At 41.7% G+C, this 21561-nt stretch carries 15 protein-coding genes; 9 read left to right on the top strand and 6 right to left on the bottom strand.

Going from position 1 to position 21561, the window contains the following annotated elements; genetic code table 11:
• Position 1 precedes the first annotated feature (1 nt).
• From FD725_RS22050 to FD725_RS22030, 5 genes are all read left to right on the top strand, one after another.
• The gene (locus tag FD725_RS22050; protein WP_179050127.1) at positions 2-631 is read left to right on the top strand and encodes a response regulator transcription factor; all 630 of its coding nucleotides are present in this window, start codon (positions 2-4) and stop codon (positions 629-631) included.
• Positions 632-848: 217 nt separating this feature from the next.
• Positions 849-1430, top strand: coding sequence for a DsbA family protein (locus FD725_RS22045; RefSeq protein ID WP_179050126.1), 582 nt, complete (start codon positions 849-851; stop codon positions 1428-1430).
• Between the two features lie 38 nt (positions 1431-1468).
• Positions 1469-7453, top strand: coding sequence for an AAA family ATPase (locus FD725_RS22040; RefSeq protein ID WP_179050125.1), 5985 nt, complete (start codon positions 1469-1471; stop codon positions 7451-7453).
• Positions 7450-8079, top strand: a complete 630-nt coding sequence (locus tag FD725_RS22035) for a response regulator transcription factor (RefSeq protein WP_179050124.1) — start codon at positions 7450-7452, stop codon at positions 8077-8079. The genes FD725_RS22040 and FD725_RS22035 overlap by 4 nt, the downstream gene beginning before the upstream one ends.
• Positions 8080-8296: 217 nt before the next feature.
• Positions 8297-9202, top strand: coding sequence for a WG repeat-containing protein (locus tag FD725_RS22030; protein ID WP_256871703.1), 906 nt, complete (start codon positions 8297-8299; stop codon positions 9200-9202).
• Positions 9203-9357: 155 nt separating this feature from the next.
• Here FD725_RS22030 and FD725_RS22025 read toward each other — a convergent pair whose 3' ends face one another.
• From FD725_RS22025 to FD725_RS22005, 5 genes are all read right to left on the bottom strand, one after another.
• On the bottom strand, positions 9358-10086 hold the full coding sequence (locus FD725_RS22025) for an AIM24 family protein (protein ID WP_179050122.1): 729 nt from the start codon (positions 10084-10086) through the stop codon (positions 9358-9360).
• A 92-nt stretch (positions 10087-10178) separates the two neighbouring features.
• The gene (locus FD725_RS22020; RefSeq protein ID WP_256871701.1) at positions 10179-11402 is read right to left on the bottom strand and encodes a DUF4336 domain-containing protein; all 1224 of its coding nucleotides are present in this window, start codon (positions 11400-11402) and stop codon (positions 10179-10181) included.
• A gap of 61 nt (positions 11403-11463) precedes the next feature.
• Positions 11464-12444, bottom strand: coding sequence for an aldo/keto reductase (locus FD725_RS22015; RefSeq protein ID WP_179050121.1), 981 nt, complete (start codon positions 12442-12444; stop codon positions 11464-11466).
• 191 nt (positions 12445-12635) lie between these two features.
• A complete protein-coding gene (locus FD725_RS22010) occupies positions 12636-13115 on the bottom strand; it encodes a hypothetical protein (RefSeq protein WP_179050120.1) in 480 nt (159 codons plus the stop codon).
• Positions 13116-13387: 272 nt separating this feature from the next.
• Positions 13388-14542 (bottom strand): extracellular solute-binding protein, encoded by a 1155-nt coding sequence (locus FD725_RS22005; RefSeq protein WP_179051640.1) that lies wholly within the window; start codon positions 14540-14542, stop codon positions 13388-13390.
• 418 nt (positions 14543-14960) lie between these two features.
• On the opposite strand from FD725_RS22005, the gene FD725_RS22000 reads away from it, so the two are divergent.
• Entirely contained in the window at positions 14961-15332 is a 372-nt protein-coding gene (locus tag FD725_RS22000; protein ID WP_179050119.1) for a hypothetical protein, read from the top strand.
• 688 nt (positions 15333-16020) lie between these two features.
• On the opposite strand, the gene FD725_RS21995 is transcribed toward FD725_RS22000, so the two are convergent.
• Positions 16021-16296 carry a hypothetical protein gene (locus tag FD725_RS21995; RefSeq protein WP_256871699.1) on the bottom strand — a complete coding sequence of 92 codons (276 nt, stop codon included), beginning with the start codon at positions 16294-16296 and terminating at the stop codon, positions 16021-16023.
• Between the two features lie 210 nt (positions 16297-16506).
• On the opposite strand from FD725_RS21995, the gene FD725_RS21990 reads away from it, so the two are divergent.
• The 3 genes from FD725_RS21990 to FD725_RS21980 all read left to right on the top strand — a co-directional run bounded on the left by FD725_RS21990 (position 16507) and on the right by FD725_RS21980 (position 21415).
• Entirely contained in the window at positions 16507-18330 is a 1824-nt protein-coding gene (locus tag FD725_RS21990; protein ID WP_179050118.1) for a tetratricopeptide repeat protein, read from the top strand.
• Between the two features lie 149 nt (positions 18331-18479).
• Entirely contained in the window at positions 18480-20870 is a 2391-nt protein-coding gene (locus FD725_RS21985; protein ID WP_179050117.1) for an ATP-binding protein, read from the top strand.
• Between the two features lie 47 nt (positions 20871-20917).
• Positions 20918-21415: a response regulator gene (locus FD725_RS21980; RefSeq protein ID WP_179050116.1), complete on the top strand. Its 498-nt coding sequence runs from the start codon at positions 20918-20920 to the stop codon at positions 21413-21415.
• The last annotated feature ends 146 nt before the right edge of the window (positions 21416-21561 follow it).

The following is a 21561-nucleotide window of genomic DNA, read 5'->3' as shown; positions in this document are numbered from 1 at the left end:
CATGAATCAGCCCAGTAGTATTCGCGTTCTGGTTGTGGATGATCATCCTGTTGTCCGTCAGGGTTTGATTGGATTGTTGGAGGAGGCTCCAGATATCGTTATTGTGGGTCAAGGGCGAAATGGGCATGAGGCGATCGCAGTTTTTCAGCAACAGCAGCCTGATGTGACTTTGATGGATTTACGGATGCCCCAGATGGGAGGTGTCCAGGCGATTACAGTGATTTGCAATGAGTTTCCCAATGCCCAAATTATTGTGCTAACCACGTATGACAGCGATGAAGAGATTTATCAAGGATTGCGAGCAGGGGCAAAGGGGTATTTACTCAAGGACTCTGAGCCAGAGGAATTATTAACAGCAATTCGTACTGTAGCCAGGGGACAAAAGTATATACCCCCCAACGTAGCTGCCAAGCTAGTCCAGAGGCTAACTGCTCCAGAACTGAGCGATCGCGAGCTAGAAGTTCTTCAGTTAGTCGGGCAGGGAATGAACAACCAGGAAATTAGCACTGCTCTAAATATTAGTGAAAGTACAGTGAAGACTCATATCAACCGAATTTTAAGCAAGTTAGATGTTAAAGATCGCACCCAGGCAGCAATTATTGCGTTGAAACGCGGAATTGCTAGCTTGTAAGGCAGGCAATCAAACCTAAGTTTGATTCGTTCTACTCCTTTAAATTGAATTATCCTCAATCATTTTGTTGATTAAAATACAGACCTTAAATTGACGACAATCCTCAACAAGGATCGTACATTAACCTCATACAAACGATTATAGGGTTAAAGGAAATAGATTTCAGAGTGTACGCGATGAATCTCTTTTTCGCAAAGATTTAGAAGCACGGTTTAAAATGAGCAATGTTATTCTTAACGACGCACTTGGCGATCGCCATCAATTAGTTGTACCCCCTTTTGAGCAAGACCATCGGCAAGGATCGTTCAATGCTCGCGTTGTGCTTGTTGAGTATGGGGATTATCAATGTCCTCAATGTGGTAGACTTTATACCACAATTATGGCAATTCAACGCCAGTTTGAGGCGACCTTATTAGGGAGAGATTCTCTATGCTTTGTATTTCGGCATTTTCCTCAGCCGCAAATCCATCTTCAAGCTCAAAAGGCAGCAGCAGCCACAGAAGCAGCCTCAGCACAAGGGCGGTTTTGGCAGATGCACGAGATGCTATTGAAGTATCCGCAAGCGCTGGGAGATGGGGATTTAGCAGAATACGCTGACAAGTTAGGGCTTGATGTGACTCAATTTCTTCGAGACATTGCTCGGAAAGTGTATGTTGATCGCATCAATCGAGACATTGCTAGCGGAATGGATAGTGGGGTGGTTAGCACTCCAGCCTTATTTATCAATGGTGTGCGTTATGTAGACGCTTTAGAGTTTGAGCCACTACTCGTTGCGATCGCTAAAGCTTCTTATGGCTAGTGATTTCGTCAATAAACTGCATCAAGGCTGTCGTGATCATGATTTCCTTACCCAATGTTGCGATTCAAGGAAAAATCTATGAAAGCTCTAATTCCTTAGTTTATCGAGGAACTAGAACACAAGATAACTTGGCTATTATTCTCAAAGTTCTGAAGCAGGACTATCCCGCTCCATCTGAGATTGTCCGCTATAAGCAGGAATATGAGATGACTCGCTCACTTAATCTTGAAGGGATAATCAAAGCTTACGCACAGCAGGAATATCAGAGAACACTTGTTATTCTCTTAGAAGATTTTGGTGGAGAATCTCTAGAACTTTGGATGCATCAACAACCAGAGATTTTCTGCCCCATGCCTCTATCTGCGTTTCTCAAGCTGGCGATCGATCTCACTGACATTCTTGGCAGAATCCATGCTGCTGGGGTGATTCATAAAGATATTAATCCCAACAACATCGTCTTGAATTCCCACACTGGCGTTGTTAAGATTATTGACTTTGGGATTGCTACTCAGTTTAATCGCACCAGTCCGACCTTCAAAAGTCCGCACGTTTTAGAAGGCACCCTCGCCTACCTGTCTCCAGAGCAAACCGGACGGATGAACCGTGCAATGGATTATCGCACCGATTTCTACTCGCTTGGTGTCACATTCTACCAACTGCTGACGGGACAACTACCCTTCCCCACAACAGATGTTCTGGAGTTAGTCCACTGTCACATTGCTAAATTGCCTACTCCACCGCATGAACTGAGTAGAACGATTCCTCAACCTGTCTCAGATATTATTCTCAAGCTGATGGCGAAAAATGCAGAAGATCGCTATCAAAGCGCTTGGGGTATCAAAGCAGATTTAGAACAGTGTGCTGAACAATTAGCAGCAAGCGGTCAAATTAATCACATCCAACTGGGTCTACAAGATGTCTCGGATCGGTTTCAAATTCCCCAGAAGCTCTATGGACGAGAAGCGGAGATTGCAATATTACTGGCAGTCTTTGAGAGAGTTGCAGGAAAGAGAGACGATACAGAGAGTGATAATACCCCCGCGTCCTCTGAAATGCTGCTCGTCTCTGGTTATTCTGGCATTGGCAAATCAGCGTTAGTACAAGAACTATACAAACCAATTACGGCAAAGCGGGGTTACTTTATCTCTGGTAAGTTTGACCAACTTCAGCGTAATATTCCCTATAGTGCGATCGTCGATGCCTTACGAAAATTAGTGCAGCAGTTGCTCGGTGAACCCGATGAGCAAATGCAACAATGGCGATCGCGCCTGCTCACGGCATTAGGCAGCAATGGACAATTGATTATTAACGTGATTCCCGAAGTGGAGTTGATTATTGGCAAGCAGCCGCCTGTAACAGAAGTAGGAGCAACAGAGGCACAAAATCGGTTTAACCTTGTCTTTGGGCAGTTCATTCGGGTGTTTTGTTCAAAGGAACATCCGCTTGTCATCTTCTTGGATGATTTGCAGTGGATTGACTCTGCCACGCTGAAATTAATTGAACTGATGATGCTGGATGAGCAAACTCAAGGACTGTTCCTGATTGGAGCATATCGAGACAATGAAGTGAGTCCAACTCATCCACTAGTACTGACGCTGGAAGGATTGCAAAAGCAAGGAGCAGTGCTGCATCAGATTGTTCTATCTCCTCTCACCCTGGAGCCGTTAAGCAAGTTAATTGCCGAGGCACTATATAGAGATACTCATACTGTGCTTCCCTTAGCTGAATTGGTGTTGCGTAAAACCGGGGGCAATCCCTTCCTTGTGTGTGAATTTTTGCGCTTGCTGTACAGCGAAAATCTGTTGCGCTTTGATGCCGATCACTTAAGCTGGCGGTGGAACTTTGATCAGATTCGAGATTTTAATATTACTGATGATGTTAATGTAGTAGATTTGCTGCTCAACAAGTTGAAGAAGCTACCAGAAGTGACACGGCAGTTACTCCAATTAGCCGCTTGCATCGGGGCTGAATTTGATTTGGGGACGTTGGCGATCGTGTATGAGCAATCGCCTAAGACAGTTTTTCAGAATTTATTAACAGCAATACTAGATGGACTCATCCAACCTTTGTCTGAACTAGACGAAGACTTGTTAGTTCAAGACTATAAGTTTTTGCATGATTGCGTTCAGCAAGCTGCATATACTTTGATTGATCCGTCGCAGAAACAAACAGTACATTTGCAAATTGGTCGTAATTTGCTGGAAAAAACTTTGCCAGAACAATTCACCGATCAATTGTTTGCGATCGTGGATCATCTCAATTATGGGATTGAGTTAGTTACCGATCGAGCCGAACGAGAGGAAATTGCCAGACTCAATCTATTGGCAGGTCAAAGAGCAAAAGCGGCGATCGCTTACAGTGCAGCCTTAGCCTATTTAGCAACGGGAATAAAATTGCTGGCGATTGATAGCTGGGGATGCCAGTATCCGCTTACTTTAGCTTTGCATGAAGAAATAACAGAAGCAGCATATCTAAGCGGCGACTTTGACGAGATGAAACGATGGGAAACGGTTGTCTTACAACAAGCAAAAACCGTTTTAGACAAGGTAAAAGTGTATCAGGTTAGACTTCAAACCTATATCTCACAGAACAAACGGTTAGAAGCGATCAAAATTGCCCTACAGATACTAGAGCAGTTGGGAATCAGTTTACCTGAAGCACCAACACAGTTAGATATTCAACAGAAACTGGCTCAAACAAAGGCTGCTTTGGCTAACAGAAGCGCTGAGTTGGCTGATCTGCCTATAATGACGGATGCTAATAAGCTAGCAGCCATGCAAATTTTGTCAAGTATTACTGCGTCTACCTATATAGCTGCACCTGATCTATTTTTACTAACTGTACTTGAACAAGTACTCTTATCGATTCAATATGGCAATGCTCAAGCCTCAACCTTTGCTTATGCTAGTTATGGAATAATTTTAAACGCAGTGTTTCAGAGTACTGAAGAGGCTTATCAATTTGGACTTTTAGCAAAAAATTTAGTAGAAAAGTTAAAGGCTAATTCATTTAAAAGTAAGACATTTCACGTTATTGCCTACTGTCTGATTTACAGAAAATACCATATTCGAGAGTCTATATCTCTTTTTGACAAGGCGTACTCTAGTGGAATAGAAAACGGAGATTTAGAATTTGCAGGATTCGCTATATTTAAGAGATGCCAACATTCCTATTGGAGTGGCTTTCAATTAATAGAACTAAGCAATGAATTTAGAATTTGCAGTCATACTTTAGCTCAAATTAAACAGAAAGGCATATTAAAACATAACCAGATATTTCAGCAAATGATTCTTAATTTAGTCTCAGTTCCTCAAGATCCCTGCTATTTGTCAGGCGACGCTTATAATGAGGAAGAATTGCTTTGTCATCCCATTGAATCAATTGATAAAGTTGAGCTTCTCTACTTCTATTTCAATAAATTTACTCTTAATTATTTATTTGAGAATTACCATCAAGCAATAGATTATGCTACCTTATCTGAGCAGTATTTAGACTGCATACCAAGTTCGGTTACAGCTTCTATCTTCCATTTCTACGATTCTCTCTCACGCCTAGCAATCTATTCACATCTTCCCAATTCAGAGCAAGAGAGCCTGCTTTTAAAGGTGAACAGTAACCAAGCGAAAGTGCAGACATTGGCCGTCCATGCTCCCATGAATTTTCAGCATAAATACAATTTAGTAGAAGCTGAAATAGCTAGAATTCAGGGCAATATTCTGGAAGCAGAAGAGTTTTACGAACAAGCTATTCAAGGTGCAAAAAACAATGAATATTTGCAAGAAGAAGCTTTAGCCTATGAATTAGCCGCCAAGTTTTACCTATCTCGTGGTCGGGAAAAGTTTGCCCGAACATACATGAAAGAAGCACATTGCTGCTATGAGCGTTGGGGCGCAACTACAAAAGTCAAAGATTTAGAGACTCGATATTCACAATTCTTTTCTCAGTCATCAGACACGACTAATATAGCAAGCCATAAAACCTCCACAACAACTTCTAATAGTTCACCAATTGCTTTCGATCTAGTAGCGGTATTAAGGGCATCCCAAGCAATTTCCAGTGAAATTGAATTCGATCAGTTGCTTCGCTCGCTAATGCAGATATTGATTGAGAATGCGGGCGCACAAACTGGATGCTTGCTCTTGGAAACTTTAGGAGAGTGGATGATTGAGGCTGCTTGTGAACTCAACGATGCTACAAATGCCTGTGTGACGCGAGTGCTACAGTCGCTGCCAATGACAGATCAACTGCCGGAATCCATCATTCAGTATGTGATTCGCACTCATGAATCTGTCATCCTTAATGATGCAACTCGTGAAGGTAACTTCATCAATGAGCCATACATTCAGCGCAACCAAACGCAATCACTGCTCTGTTTGCCTCTGTTGAAACAAAGTCAGCTCGTCGGCGTGTTGTATTTGGAAAATCGCTTGGCAACTGGTGTTTTTACACCCGCACGCTCAGAACTGTTACATCTGTTATCCACTCAGGCAGCGATCGCGATTGAAAATGCTAAACTCTACGCAAAGCTCCGTGCCAGCGAAAGTCAGATGAGTCAATTTCTAGAAGCGATTCCGGTGGGAATTGGCATCATTGACGGGACGGGTCGCCCTTACTATGTCAACCAGAGGGGGATTGAGCTGATGGGTAAAGGTGTCGATCCTGCCGCGACACCAGAGCAGCTTGCAGAGATTTATCAATTTTATGTGACGGGAACCGATCAAATTTATCCGACACAGAGAATGCCGATCATCCGGGCGCTGAGTGGCGAACGCACCAGGATTGATGATGCAGATATTCGCCAAAACGACATAAATATTCCCTGCGCAGTATGGGGAACTCCAGTCTTTGACGAACAGGGGAATGTGGTTTATGCGATCGCCGCCTTTCAAGACATCACCGAACGCAAACAAGCCGAGCGACTACTAGCCGATTACAACCGAACATTGGAACAACAAGTCATCGAGCGGACTTTGCTCCTGTCGCAAGAGATTGAAGAGCGCCAACGATTTGAAAACGCCCTGCGGCAGAGTGAAGAGCAACGTAGGCTGACAATGGATTTTACCAATATCGGCAGTTGGAACTGGAATATCCTAGAGAATACAACAGAGTGGAACGATAACCACGCTCGATTGCTGGGGTTAGTCCCAGGTGAAGTTGAGAGCAGTTATCAGGTATGGCGCGATCGCGTTCACCCAAATGATATTCATCGGGTTGAGCAAGCTGTGACAGTGGCTCTAGCAACACACACTGATTTTGAAGCTGAATATCGAGCGATCTACCCAGATGGTAGTATTCACTGGTTAGTTGGCAGGGGTCGAGGCATTTACAACGCCGCCGGACAGCCTGTACAAATGTTAGGTGTGATTCTGGATATTAGCGATCGCAAACGTGCCGAGCAAGCTTCAATTCTAGAAGAACGCAATCGCATGGCGCGAGAAATTCACGATACGCTAGCGCAAGCCTTTACAGGAATTTTGGTTCATATGGGTACTGTTGCTCGGTTAGTGACAACTAACCCAAAAGCAATACCAACGCATATTAACACTGTGCGCGAGCTAGCTCGTAGTGGGCTGGTAGAGGCTCGACGCTCCGTTGCGGCACTGCGTCCTCAGTTGTTAGAAACTGGCAACCTGTGGACGGCGCTGGAGCAGTTTGTATCACTGATGAAATCCTCAACCGAAACCAGCTTGATTTGTGAGATTGTGGGTACGCCTTACACATTATCCTCAGAAACAGAGAATAACCTTTTGAAAATTGGACAGGAAGCATTTACGAATGCAATTAAGTATGCTCACGCCAACGAAATTCGGATTGAATTAGTCTATGAACCTACCAGATGTATTTTACGGATTAGAGACAACGGACGAGGATTTGAAGTTAACGACACAATCTTAAGTCAGGGGTTTGGTTTGCTGGGTATGAGCGAGCGAGCGGAGCAGATTGAGGCACAGCTCTCGATTGAGAGCCAACTGGAGCAGGGAACAAAAGTAGTCGTATGTGTGAATCGGGAGACAGCAACATGAGTCAGTCCGCAGAAATTGGCGTTTTGATTGTTGACGATCACTCAATCGTCCGACAGGGACTCGCCGCAATGATTGAGAATGAGCCTGATATGAAGGTAGTGGGGCAAGCGGGTAATGGGCAGGAAGCGATCAACCAATATCGGCAACTACAGCCTGATGTCACCTTAATGGACTTACGGATGCCCCTCGTGAGCGGAGTCGATGCAACTGCGGCCATCTGCACTGAATTCGTTTGTGCCAGCATTATCATACTAACTACTTATGATGGCGATGAAAATATTTATCGCGGACTACGCGCCGGAGCCAAGGGTTATCTGCTTAAGGATGCCGAACCAGATGCACTGCTTAATGCTATTCATCTGGTTCATAGCGGACAATCATGTATTCCTTCTGAAGTCGCCGCCAAGCTGGTGCAACGGATGAACAATCCAGAGTTGAGCGAGCGCGAGCGCCAGGTAATCGCTCTGATGACACGCGGTTTGAATAATCACGATATTGGTATGGCTTTGAATATTACTGAAAGTACCGTCAAAGCCCACATCAACCGAATTCTCAGCAAATTAGGCGTGAGCGATCGCACTCAAGCGTTGATTGTAGCATTGAAGCGGGGAATTGCCGAGTTGTGATTGCCATTCATCAATACAGAAATAATCCGACTACAAGAACTTTTTTACCCGTTACCAACAAAAAAGAAGGTATTTTCCAGTGCAGCAATATATTTGTTTTTACCTGTGTTTAAATATTATATGTGGCATCTTCGCTAGTAATAATCAGCACTTACAAACTTCTATTCTGCCTGATCAACACAAGCAATCCTCAAGTTCATCACCAGAGTCTAAGATTGTGTCAACTCCACTATTTCGCATTGTTAAAAATGGTCAGTATGGTTTTATTGATCAAACAGGTAAGATAGTCATCAAACCACAGTTTGATTTAGCTTGGAGTTTTATTGACGAACGAGCGCAGATCAAGATTGATGATAAGTATGGCTATATTGATAAAACAGGGAAAAAAATCATACCACCCCAATTTCGGTTATCTTTTGCTTTCTCTAATGGATTGGCACTAGTATTAATTAATTATAAATATGGTTATATTAATCCTCGTGGTCAGGTGGTTATCAAGCCTCAATTCGATGAAGCTTTAGCTTTCAAAAATGGTTTAGCTGCGGTCAGTATTGATGATAAATGGGGTTATATAGATTTTACTGGTCGATTAGTGATCAAACCACAATATGATAAAGCTTTACACTTTAATGAAGGACTAGCAGCAGTTGAAATTAATAATCGCTGGGGTTATATAAATGCTAACAATCATTTAGTAATTCCCCCAGAATTTGATGAAACTTTGTTTTTTTCTCAAGGTTTAGCCGCAGTAAGAGTCGGGGATAAATACGGTTATATCAATAAATCTGGTAAGCTAGTTATCCAGCCACAATTTGATGATGCTTGGGAATTTACCTCGAATTTAGCAGTAGTGAGAATTGGGGAAAAATGGGGTTATATTAATCCCAATGGGGAGATAGTCATTGCACCTGAATTTGATAAAGTAACTAAATTTTCTGAGGGATTAGCTGCTGTTAAAGTTAAAAATAAATACGGTTATATTGATGAAAAAGGCAAAGTTGTTATTCCCCCAAAATTTGATTTGGGCTTGAGTTTTACCGATGGGCTGGCATTAGTATATATTGACGGTAAAGCCAACTATATTAATCAGCAGCAAGAGTTTATCTGGCAACAGGAAAATTAATATAGGAATCATATTTGATTTCCGTTGGCGTAGCCTGTGCTTACACAAAAAAACTCAGTACACCTCTATTACTTCTTTTTCTGTTACCTGTTACCTGTTACCTGCCTTCGCAAGAAATTTCAATAATCAAGTCGGATTCCTATATATAATCGGCTTTAACCTAATCCCATACCATCGGTTTCTGATATTAATAATTTACCTTCACCTTCATAAAACCAAATAAAACCTTCGCCACCCCCTTTACCAAAATGTCCTAATTTTCGATAATCTTCTTGAATCCCATTGGTAAATCCTTTAACTAAATCATAGTCAGCAATGACAGTTTCCCCTCTGTGGATCTCAATAATTCTAGCTGGTGTATTTGTGCCGGTGACAACTCTAGCTTTTTGTCCTGTTAAAGCTCGAATAGCAATGCGCCATCTCCCATCACTAGAACCTGACATTTGCCGAAATTTGAGTTTTTTAGTGCCTAAAACAACGTTGTCAGAACAAAATTGAAATATTCCATCATCAAATTCCCATTGTTCTTGATCTGATATTTCAATTGGTGTGTAATGTAAGAAATGACCTTTGGCTCTAGGTTCAAGATATACATTACCACTACCTTTGTAGACAGGGGCATTGTAATCTATCTCTGTCATTAAAGCTACCCAGACATCTTTTAAACGGTTATCAGTTTTATAAATGCCATGAGTAAGTTTACCAAGACATCTGTGCAAAGCACCCTTTTGAATAACTACACCAGAGTTTTCTAGTTTGATTTCAACTTGTTGGACAAAGGGAATATTTTTTGTGGGATGATAATATTTGTTTGTTTCTTTATTGATGTTGTTTTGCAGATACCACAAATCTGTTGGTTCTAAAATATTGACTTGGTAGTGCATAAATTTGATTTTATTGCATGAGTATTCAAAAGAATATACTTAGTGGTTATCACCAAGCATGAAAATCTTTTTGCCTAATCTATCGCTTTACGTTATAGCTTATCTTTTGCAGTTGGGACAATGCCAGTTTTAGATAAACCTGTATCAATTTGTTGCAAAATTTGAAAATCTTCTGCTGGTAAGGGATAACTGCTACTACTCAATAAACCTGCACTCACAGCAGGTTGTTTTTCTAAAAAGGAGAAGGCTTGACGAAATTGTAGAGGTGCGGCTTTGATTGGTGCATGAAAATGACAGGGAATAATCCATTGAAAAGGCCAACTTGCTACTTTATCAGCCCAGTTAATAGTTTCCTGGGGTGCGCGGTTGAGAATCAAAGTTTGTAGAACTGGGGCGACAAATAAACGTCCATCCCCTCGCAAGGCTGTAAACGATCGCTCCCAGTCCTGTTGCCATTTGAAGGGATACAAGCCAAAATAAGCTCTATATGAGCGTTCTGGTGCTTTAAACGCGGCGCTGATGGCTGCAATTAATGTGGGTATTTGTAAGGCACTAGGACGAAAATACAAAGCAAATAAAGTAATGCGTTCCCATCCCTTACGACGGTTGGCTTGATTATCCACCACCATATCTGAAGCTTGATCTTTAGCGTGGAACAGCAGAGGATAGGGATCTAACTGGACGATCGCCGGCGGATCTGCTGGTATGGAAACCACCGAGTCTGTTACTAATAGAGTATGCGATCGCCTGTGCAAAAATGCCACTTCTGCAAACTTACCAGGGCCGAGATCAATCGTATCTAAGATGGCATAGTCAAACTCAGCAGCAAAGGGCGTTTGCTTACTGTCTTGAGGCAGTACTTGTGTCCGTTTAGCAGGTAAACCCAGCCAACTCAAGGGCAGGTTGAGTGGAAAACTCCACTGATTAGGAGCGACAAACACCTGTGCTTGGGGAAAATATCTCGCAAATGGCCCGACAAAAACCTTATGTTCCAGTCCCGATATCGTGGGTAGAATAATATACTTCACATCACCGTGTTCTACCACTAATTCATTTACCAACCGGATACATTCTGGCGTAGGTGCAACAGGTGCATAAACCAACAATCCTCCCTCATCCAACTTCACCACAGTCATACGGATGGGGACAACCACATAAAAAATACCCTGTATTTGGTCAAAAGTCCAAATAGTATCTTTAATGATTTCCTGTCGGAGCGTCCGCCGCTTACCATAAGGGTAGAGTGGCAATGTAAACCAGAAAGACCATGACCAGTCTTTTGGGTTAATCAGTTCTAAATTCTCATCATCCACCACTCTGCCAACCCTCCAAATTCGCCGTCCCTAAACTATTATTGATTGGAGTGCTGAGTACTCTTCATTTAGTTTGAAAAATATTTTGCACCATTTTCTTATCTGAACTTGCAGCTGCTTTGTCTAGTTCAGCGATTTCGCCGGAGTCTAATTGCCAACCCAAAGCGCCAATGTTTTCCTGTGCTTGTATTACAGATTTTGCCCCAGGGATGGGAATTGTGCCTTTAGAGATGCACCAATTCAGGGCTACTTGAGACATGGTTTTATTTCTTGATTGGGCGATCGCCTGTAAAGATTGTAAGAGCGATCGCACTCCCGGCAACAATCTTTTAAATAAAATTCCGCGCACACCTTTTGGTAAGGGACTTTGCTCTGAATATTTCCCTGTCAACAATCCCAAAGCTAAAGGACTGTAAGCAATCAATCTTATCCCCAATTCATCACAAACATCTTTTAACCCCAATTGGGTAACGGGGTATGTAGATAATAATGAATATTGAACTTGTAGCGTCTTAATTGCTACTCCTCGCTCAGAAAACTTCTGATGTACACGTCGCAGTCTTTTCGTCCCGTAATTAGATAGTCCTACGCCTCTGACTAAACCTTGCTCATATAAGTCGGCTAAACCATCTAAAAGTCCTTCTTCTTGCCAAGGTGCATAATTGGCTGTTGACCAGTGCATCTGGACTAAATCAATATTTCTTCCCAAGCGTTGAGCAGAAGACTTGCCAGCATTTATCATGGACTGACGTGTCCATCGCCAAGGGTAAGCAGCCAATTTAGTGGCAATGCAAATCTCTGGTTGATTGACACCTATATACTCTCTAGAAAATTGCCCCAGCAAAGACTCACTACGCCCGTTTAATCTGCCTGTTCCATAAGAATCGCCAGTATCAAACAAAGTCACACCTTGACTCACACAGAGGTTAAACACAGCTTGTAATTGGCTGTCCATGCTTTCGTCATATCCCCAAAGCAGTTGATTACCCCATGCCCAAGTTCCACAACCCATATTAGGGAGGGATAATTCTTGGCTAGTCTGCATTTTCACCCTCTGTAGATTGCCTGTATTTTTCTAAAATTATCATGTTTGTAGTACAAACTTTAGTTAGTAAATATGGCATTGCTAAACGTGTAATGATTTCTATAGCACTATGCACAACAAAAGCACTTGTTCAAGTTTTGCAAATCCTCAATTTCATTACTGTCTCAGCGACCAGTGTTAAAATATCTGCTTTAAATTTGAGTCATTTGGATTGGCTGACCAAGCACTTGTTCTACAATCTGAGGTCGGATGGACTGTAAATACTGATTTGCAAGTTCAGGAGGCAGAAATTCTATCAGCAGTCGATTCTCTAACCAAAACTCAACCACTTTGAACACCCCACGGTCACTAAGCGCAACTTGCCAACCTTCACGCATACCGATTTGCTCAATCTGCTCTTGGCTAGCAGGGACAGAAATCGCGGCATGAGTTGCCACAAAGCTTGACGAACTGGACATTTGGATAACTTTGCTTGGTTCTGTGTCCGAACTGGGAACATACACAGATCCTGAAGGAAACACTTCAATTCCAGTGCCATAATCATCAAATAGAACCACGGCATAACTACCGACAGGATTTGGGAAATCAAAGAGCTTACCGTGACAAATTTCTGCCAGTACGCTGGCAACGCGAAGCGGATTTTGAGCAGCGATCGAAATGTGATGAATCATCAGGATAACTCCATTAATCAAGTTGAATCGAGAAAATTAGGTGTAGTCTGAGGGTGTTGGGTTACGCCTGTAACCTGTAACCTGTAACCTGTAACCTGCTCCCTCTCTTCACAAATGAATTTAATTTTGTGCGACTACTTACAAATTACGTCTGATGTGAATTATAAATATCAACGCAATATCGAGGATTTCGCGCTTGGTAGAGACGTTGCAATGCAACGTCTCTACACGAGAATGCGTGGTTTCAACGTCTAATACACATTAGGCGTAAATTACGAATTAGCTCTAATTTTGGCAAACAAAGATTCATACTCTTTTGTTGTCTCTGGTGATAAAGGTAGTAAAAATTCACCTTTATTTAAAACCTCCTGACTATTAAGTAATAAACTGCGGAAGGATTCTGGGATATCAGAGGTGACAATATTTGTGGCAATTGGCGAGTTAATTTTAGTGAGTAAAGCAATTTGTTTAGCAATGTTTGGCTGCCAACAAAAATCAATCCATTGTGATGATAAATTATCCTTAGCGGCAGCTGTAGGACTGACCCACAAATCTGCCCAGATGGCTGTACCAGAACGAGGGATAATTACATTCAGTTGGGGATAGCGGGGCAAAATTGAAATCAGATCACTTGACCAACCCACCGCTAACCAAGTATCTCCCATCAAGAGAGGTTCTAGGTAAGTATGGGAACTGTAGAGTTTTACTTGTTGGTTGAATTTTGTGAGTTCTGTTTCTAAATCTGGGACGGTTGCCAGATTTTCTGTATTATAAGACTTGCCTAGTTTCTTTAAAACTAAACCTATCACTTCTCTGGGTTGGTCGATGATAGAAATACGCGATCGCAACTCATCACGCCACAAATCACTCCAATCTTCGGGTTGCCATCCCAATTTTTGGAATTTATCCCGATCATATACAATAACCGTACTACCCCAACGATAGGGAGCTGCCCAAACTTTACCTTCGGAGTCTAAAATTCCTTGATCATTACGTCTGACTAATTGCTGCCATTGAGAACTGAGACTAGGCCACTGTTTTATTTGTGTGACCTCTAGTGGTTGAATTAGTTTGCGTTCAATTGCCGTGGCTAACCAATAATCACCCATAGTTACCAAATTAGCCACACCAGGCACTTGGGCTGGTCTAAATGGAATGAAGCGATTCCACCATCCTTCATCTTGCGCTTTTGGGTTATCTTGCCAACTAATTAGCCGTTTGTATAACTCTTGTAGCTGTTCAACTGGAGCAAACTTTAACTGTACCTTTTGTTTTAAACTGCGCTGAAACTGATTAACTACCTGACTGGGGATAGAACCTTTTAAGAGTTGAACATTAAGTTTTGTCTGGTTGCTGGCATTACAGCCTATCAGCATCTGTGATAGCGTCAGTCCACCGAGACTGAGCAAAAACGACCGTCGATTCATGGATTTGGGATGATTCATAAAATATTTATAACCAGACATAACCCCAGGCTGAGTGGTAAAACCAGCATTATATTGACTAATTTTAGGGATATAAACCAAAGATTTTGATTTTTTGGCGATAATTCTATCTCACTGTTGATCAATAGCGATCGCTTGTGATTTTTCCGACTCTTGATTATGACATTAAGTTGCCATAAATCCTTATACCGAAAGCTTTTGCTGATCAAAATATAGATAATTAATTTCCATGAGCGTCTAAATGAGTATTAACTATTGTAAACATTTAAATTTGTTTATAAATAAATAACTATGTTTCGTATTCCAACAGAAGATTTGAATAATTAAATAAATCATAAGTATATTTAACATTGCCAGTAAATTGAATAACATAGAGAAAATGTGCGGACGAGGGTATTAAATGGATTCATTACAACAACAAATCCTGACTTTGAGTCATAAGCTGGATGCCCTCTGCCAGGTGATAGAGCAGCTTGACATCAAAGTCGCTCAAACTTTTTCAGAATGTTCCCTAGCCAGAACTGAAGCAAAGGATAATTATCTGGAAAATAATGATCATAATCACACCCAGCTAAAAGGACATGGTAGTTTTAGTTCAGAATTAGAACATAAGGATGTATTAACAGACGGCTATTTAGACATGAATCGCCAAGGTGGAGATAGAGTCTTATCACCAGAAATTCAAATACAACGACTCACGGCACAACTAACAGCAGCCTATAACCGGATTGCCGCTTTAGAAGAACAATTACTCAGAGAAAGAATTCATTAAGATTCAAAAGGTAGGAAACCAGCACTCACGAGGTTTCCAACAGTTAATTTAGTCAAAAGTCAATCCCCCGATGCTCTGCCGGTATCTCTATGAGTCCGGTATTTTTTATTGGTCAATAGTCAATAGTCAATAGTCAATAGTCAGTGGTCAATAGTCAATAGTCATTGGTCAATAGTCAATAGTCAATAGTCAATAGTCAGTGGTCAATAGTCAATAGTCAGTGGTCATTAGCATTTCTTCTTCTTCCCTGCACCCCTACCAAATCAGTTACCAGTTATCAGTTATCAGTTATCAGTTACCAGTTAATAAACGTTCACTGTTCACTGTTTACTGTTCACTGTTCACTGTTTACACCCCTCACTCCCCCACTCCCTGACTTCCCTACTCAGCACGGGCTAAACGCCCCGCTACCGCTAACAGCACTCAGCACTCATCAGATTATGTTGGGTTACGCAAAGACTCCACCCAACCTACTAATACTCAGCACTCAGCACTCCCTCACTCAGCACTCAGCACTTGTATCCAAGTTACACGACTGTATAAATTATCTGCCAAAAAATTAATTGCGGGCAGTAATTTAGGACACAGGTTTATCGTAAATTTATAAAAAGCCTGTAAAATCTTTTTTTGAACATGAGACATTTAAGTATATACTTAAGTATACGGTTGATGGCTAGTTAGTATCTTGTTAATATAAGTCAGTTTTTATTTTAATTTTGCCAACAGCCCTACCAACTTTTTCCCAATCTCTAGCCGTTTCTAGGTCTTGCCAGTCGGTGCGGAGACACTGGGCTTTTTCATAACAAATTTGAGACATGATTTTGAGTATATCTGACAGATTCATACTATCTAGCAAAGCTTTGATGTCATCTTCGTTGTACATATCTTTATCTCCATCTGAGGTATCTAGTAATATAGCTCTGAGGTTATATTTATCTCTACTAGGGATATTTTGATAATACATGGGGGTGGAACATATTTATATATTGCAATGGAATGAGATAAAACCTAATCTGACTGCATCTAGGTATATGTCTTCTGACTAAATTGATTGTGAAATCAACACAAAATATCCTATTGTATTACTAGTGTTGTTTAAATTAGGGCGGCTAGAGTGGGAGTAGGTAACACCTACATCATCAGTTTGAGAAAGTGTAAAAACACGAAAAATTAGATGAATGCTGACTATTTTTTAAACCAGGGATTACACACAAGTTTGCTTGGTGATTATCAAAGAAAGATTACAGATGATACCCCAGCCAGCAAGACCAATGCTGATGCCGAAAAATACTGTAGTCGGGGAATTATCCTTAGTGGTGAACAGAAGGATTATCAAGGAGCCATTGCGTTTTTTAGTTTGGCAGTGGAAATTAATCCGTATCTAGCCAAAGCGTACTATCATCGGGGAAATGCACGGTACTGTTTAGGAGATTTTACGGGAGCGATCGCTGATTACAACGAGACGCTACAAATTAATCCCAAATTGGCAGAATCTTACTACAGTCGTGGCAATGCTTACTTTGCCCTCAAGGAGTATGATAAAGCGATCGCTGACTATATCAATACCATCGAACTGAACCCTCAATTAGCCAGCAATATTGGCATCAACATCGCTCATGCTTATCATAATCGGGGTGTGGCTCGTGGTGAGGCAGGGGATACAGGGGAAGCACTCACAGACTTACAACAGGCTATACAGTGGCATCCTTACTTAGCCGCAGCTTATGGCAGTCGGGGTAATATTTACTATAGTTTAGGGGAATATCAGCAAGCGATCGCTGATCACGAACGGGCATTACAACTAAACCCCAACATGATAGAAGCATACCAAAATCGGGGAAATGCTTACTACGCGCTCGGAGATTATGAAAAAGCGATCGCTGACTATAACTGGACACTAGAAATCAACCCTAATTTTGCGGGAGCTTATTACAATCGCGGGGTGATATACTATTGTCTCAAAGAATATCACCTAGCTTTTGCCGACTTAAATCAAGCTCTAAAACTGAACCCAGAAGATGCTCAAGCATATTATCAACGGGGTTTAATTCAAGAAATTTGGGAAGAATATCACAACGCCCTAGCAGATTATAGCCAAGCCCTAAAGATTAATCCTGATTTAGCCATAGCTTATGGTTTTCGTGCCAACATTCGCCGCCGCTTAGGAGACTATCCCGGTGCTTTGGCGGATAGTAACTGCTTATTAGCACTTGATCCGCATTTTGCTGAAGCATACTGCGATCGCGCCACAGCCAAACGCTGCTTGGGTGATTATCGAGGAGCAATTACCGATTATAATCAGGCTTTGCAGATGAATCCCCATCTGGCTGAAGCTTATTACGGTCGAGCCATTGCCCATGCTAACCTCAAAGACAATCTTGGCGCGATCGCTGATACTACCCAAGCTATCAAACTATCACCAGATTTTGCGCCTGCTTATTGTCACCGAGGCAACGCTCGTCGTCAATTGGGAGACACCAGAGGAGCTTTAGCAGACTATAATCAAGCTATCAAAATTAATCCGCGATTGAGTGAAGCTTATTACAACCGAGGCTCACTGTATTACGAACAACAAAACTATCAAAGTGCGATCGCTGACTATACCCAAGCCTTACACCTGTATCCCCACTCTGCTAGATTTTATAGCGATCGCGCCCATGCTCACTATGCCCAACACAACTATCAACAGGCGATACTAGACTACACTCAAGCAATTACCCTCAACCCCGGTTATGCTGAAGACTGGTACAATCGAGGTCGGAGTCATTTCCTGTTGGGAGAGTTAGAGCTAGCGTTAGCTGACTTAAACCAAGCCTTACAACTACAACCTCATTGGGCTTCTGCTTACCTGTTACGGGCTGATATTAGTCGTAGTTTAGGTGATTATCAGCAAGCAATGGTAGATTTCCAAACCTCTGCTCACCTTTACCAGCAAGAAGGGAATACACAATATTATCAGCAAATTCTAGAGCTAATTAGTGAACTTCAGACAAGTTAATTTACTCACTCATATCCTACTGTGTAATTTAACACAGAGGCACGGAGACACAAAGGTGTTAAGTTACAATTAAGTGTGCGTAGTTTTTCTCAAATCTTACTGGACTCATATATATTAAGTTCTATTAATAACTTGATAAAATTGATTATATGAGCCAGTTTCCAGATATTAATCACCAGATAAATATATTAACTGAACACGATCGCATCCCTATACACATACCTGGTTCGATTCAACCTCATGGTGTCTTGTTGGCACTCAATCCAGAGCTAAATGTACTCCAAGTAAGTCAAAATACGCAAGTTTACTTAGATAAAGATGTTCAAGATGTATTGGGTAAGCCTCTGAGCAACCTATTGGCAAATCCCTACGTAGAAGTTGTTAAACAGTGCTTAAGGAAAAACATTGGTAGTACAACGGGATTTAAAGTATCTATGAGTACACCATCAGGTGAACGATACTTTGATGGCATTGCTCATCGTACAGAAGATGGGGTGATTCTGGAGTTAGAACCGACAGACTCATTATCTGAGTTGAGTTTTTTTAACTTTCATAGCTTAGTGAGTACAGCGATCGCTAAAATGCAAAGTACTTCCAACCTCAGTGAATTTTTGCATTTACTCGCACAGGAAGTACAAAACATCACTGGTTTTGATCGGGTAATGATTTATCAGTTTGACTCCCAAGGAGCAGGTGCTGTAGTGGCAGAAGTCAAACGCGAGGATTTATCATCCTATTTGGGACTCCATTACCCAGCGACAGATATTCCCCAAGTAGCTAGAGATTTATATACACGTTGTTTGATTCGCTCTATACCCGATTTAAATGCTCAACCAGTCAAGTTATTACCAGAAAATAATCCAGTCACTCATCAACCTCTAGATTTAAGCTGGTGTGTACTCCGCAGTTTTGATCCTTGCTGTGTAGAATATCATCAAAATATGGGGGTATCAGCGCTTTTAGTCATATCTCTCATCCAAGAACAAAAGCTTTGGGGATTAATCGCTTGTCATCATCAAACACCAAAACAGATTCCCTATGAAGTGCAGCAGATGTGCGAATTTCTGGGACAAATCGTCTCGTTGGAATTAGCACACAAAATCAGTCACTCAGAATGGGACTATAAAGTTAAACTCAAATCTCTACAGTCGGAGTTTTTAGCATCAATTTCTCAAGCTGATAATTTTATCGATGCGTTGATTAAACCAGAAATCCGGTTGTTGGATCTTGTGAGTGCATCTGGTGCAGCAATTTGCTTAGATGATGAAATTACCCTTGTGGGAACAACGCCAAATATTGAGCAAGTACAAGCAATCATTGCATGGGCGGATACTCAAGTTAGAGATAACTTGTTTGCTACTGATTCTCTACCCAAGTTGTATCCAGAGGGATTGATCTTTAAAGATACAGCTAGTGGTTTATTATTGCTGCGAATTTCTCAAGTCAAGCGTTATTATATCCTTTGGTTTCGCCCCGAAGTTATGCAAACAGTTAACTGGGCAGGAAATCCCCAGGAATCTTTGAGAGTTGCGGCTGATGGTAGCGTTACGCTTTGTCCACGCCATTCCTTTGCATTATGGCAGGAAACAGTTAAACTAACTTCCTTACCTTGGAAACAGTGTGAACTTGATAGTGCGATCGCTCTCCATCAGGCGATCGTTGGTATTGTACTCTCTAAAGCCGACGAATTAACCAAAATCAACCAAGAACTAGAACGCAGCAACCAAGAATTAGCCTCTTTTGCCTACGCTGCTTCCCATGATCTCAAGGAACCTCTGCGGGGTATTTACAACTTCTCCAGTGTGCTGTTAGAAGACTACGCTCAGATATTAGACAATGAGGGAGTTGAGTATTTACAAACAGTAGTTTCCTTATCCGTGCGGATGGAGACTTTAATTAACGCACTCTTACGGCTATCGCAATTAGGACAAGCACAACTGCGACGCAAAACCACAGATATTAATGAATTAGTTAATCAAGTGATTGATGTGTTACGGGCTAGCCGTCAAGACTCCCAATTAATTGATATTCGCATTCCTCAACCATTACCGACAATCGAGTGTGACTCAGTTCTAGTGAACGAAGTCTTCAGTAACTTGATGAGTAATGCCCTGAAATATAACGATAAGACAGAAAGATGGGTGGAAATTGGCTACTGGGAAACACAGGTGGAGGGGATCAATGCAAAATTCAAAATTCAAAATTCAAAATTAAGAAATCATGATTTTTACCCAGATGGGATTAATAATATTTCTACCCAGCACTTACTTAATGCCTCCCTACCGTTAACAGAACTTCCTCATGCCTCATATCCAATCATCTTCTACGTGCGAGACAACGGTATTGGTATCCCCGAACATCATCGAGAAACCATTTTCCGCTTGTTTAAGCGCCTGCACTCGCAAGAAAAGTACGGTGGAGGTGCTGGTGCAGGGTTAGCAATTGTTAAGAAAATTGTTGAGCTACATGGCGGAAATATTTGGGTTGAGTCTAGCCTCAACGTCGGTTCAAGCTTTTACTTTACCCTGGATATAGTTTAAAATGATAAACAAATATTTCTTTTTGTTAAGTTTTTTAAAAATTACCGATGACAACAAAACTTCATGAGCCTTTGCTCGTTGTCGAGGACAGCAATGAAGATTTTAAAATGCTGCAACGCCTGATGCGACGCATGGCTGTTCAGAACCCCATACATCGCTGCACTAGCGGCGATGAGGTTTTAGATTTTCTGACACAACAGAGACGCAATGGGTTAAAACCAAGTCAAAAAGATGGCCTTGCGCCCAATGTCGCTGAACGCAACTCAGATGTACTCAAACCTTCTGTCATCCTACTCGACTTAAACTTACCAGGAATTGATGGTCGTGACATCTTAACCAGACTCAAGCAAGACCAAAGCTTTCGAGAAATCCCCATCGTTGTTTTTACCACATCATCCAACCCCAGGGATGTAGAATTTTGTTACCAAAAAGGCGCAAATGGCTATCTAGTCAAGCCAATGGATGCTCAAGAACTCCAAAGAACAATCCAAGCCTTCGTAGACTACTGGCTGCAAGTCAATACTCCGCCAGTGAGTGATGAGTGAGGGAGTGAGGGAGTGAGGGAGTGCTGAGTGCTGAGTGCTGAGTGCTGAGTGCTGAGTAGTGACCATTGACCATTGACCATTGACCATTGACCATTGACCATTGACCATTGACCATTCCGTAAAGAAATTTAGCTTTTATTTATATT

Origin of the sequence: Nostoc sp. TCL26-01, from assembly GCF_013393945.1 — a bacterium.
Lineage (GTDB): Bacteria > Cyanobacteriota > Cyanobacteriia > Cyanobacteriales > Nostocaceae > Trichormus.
The sequence above is the reverse complement of the archived record's forward strand: the minus strand, read 5'-3'. Positions and strand labels throughout refer to the sequence as shown.

Bases quoted from the DNA above. Each gene is read 5' to 3' on its own strand.
- FD725_RS21980 (WP_179050116.1), top strand. From the start codon at position 20,918: ATGACAACAAAACTTCATGAGCCTTTGCTCGTTGTCGAGGACAGCAAT.
- FD725_RS22015 (WP_179050121.1), bottom strand. From the start codon at position 12,444: ATGCAGACTAGCCAAGAATTATCCCTCCCTAATATGGGTTGTGGAACT.
- FD725_RS21990 (WP_179050118.1), top strand. From the start codon at position 16,507: ATGAATGCTGACTATTTTTTAAACCAGGGATTACACACAAGTTTGCTT.
- FD725_RS22040 (WP_179050125.1), top strand. From the start codon at position 1,469: ATGATTTCCTTACCCAATGTTGCGATTCAAGGAAAAATCTATGAAAGC.
- FD725_RS22025 (WP_179050122.1), bottom strand. From the start codon at position 10,086: ATGCACTACCAAGTCAATATTTTAGAACCAACAGATTTGTGGTATCTG.
- FD725_RS22035 (WP_179050124.1), top strand. From the start codon at position 7,450: ATGAGTCAGTCCGCAGAAATTGGCGTTTTGATTGTTGACGATCACTCA.
- FD725_RS22005 (WP_179051640.1), bottom strand. From the start codon at position 14,542: ATGAATCGACGGTCGTTTTTGCTCAGTCTCGGTGGACTGACGCTATCA.
- FD725_RS22010 (WP_179050120.1), bottom strand. From the start codon at position 13,115: ATGATTCATCACATTTCGATCGCTGCTCAAAATCCGCTTCGCGTTGCC.
- FD725_RS22045 (WP_179050126.1), top strand. From the start codon at position 849: ATGAGCAATGTTATTCTTAACGACGCACTTGGCGATCGCCATCAATTA.
- FD725_RS21985 (WP_179050117.1), top strand. From the start codon at position 18,480: ATGAGCCAGTTTCCAGATATTAATCACCAGATAAATATATTAACTGAA.
- FD725_RS22050 (WP_179050127.1), top strand. From the start codon at position 2: ATGAATCAGCCCAGTAGTATTCGCGTTCTGGTTGTGGATGATCATCCT.
- FD725_RS22000 (WP_179050119.1), top strand. From the start codon at position 14,961: ATGGATTCATTACAACAACAAATCCTGACTTTGAGTCATAAGCTGGAT.
- FD725_RS21995 (WP_256871699.1), bottom strand. From the start codon at position 16,296: ATGTATTATCAAAATATCCCTAGTAGAGATAAATATAACCTCAGAGCT.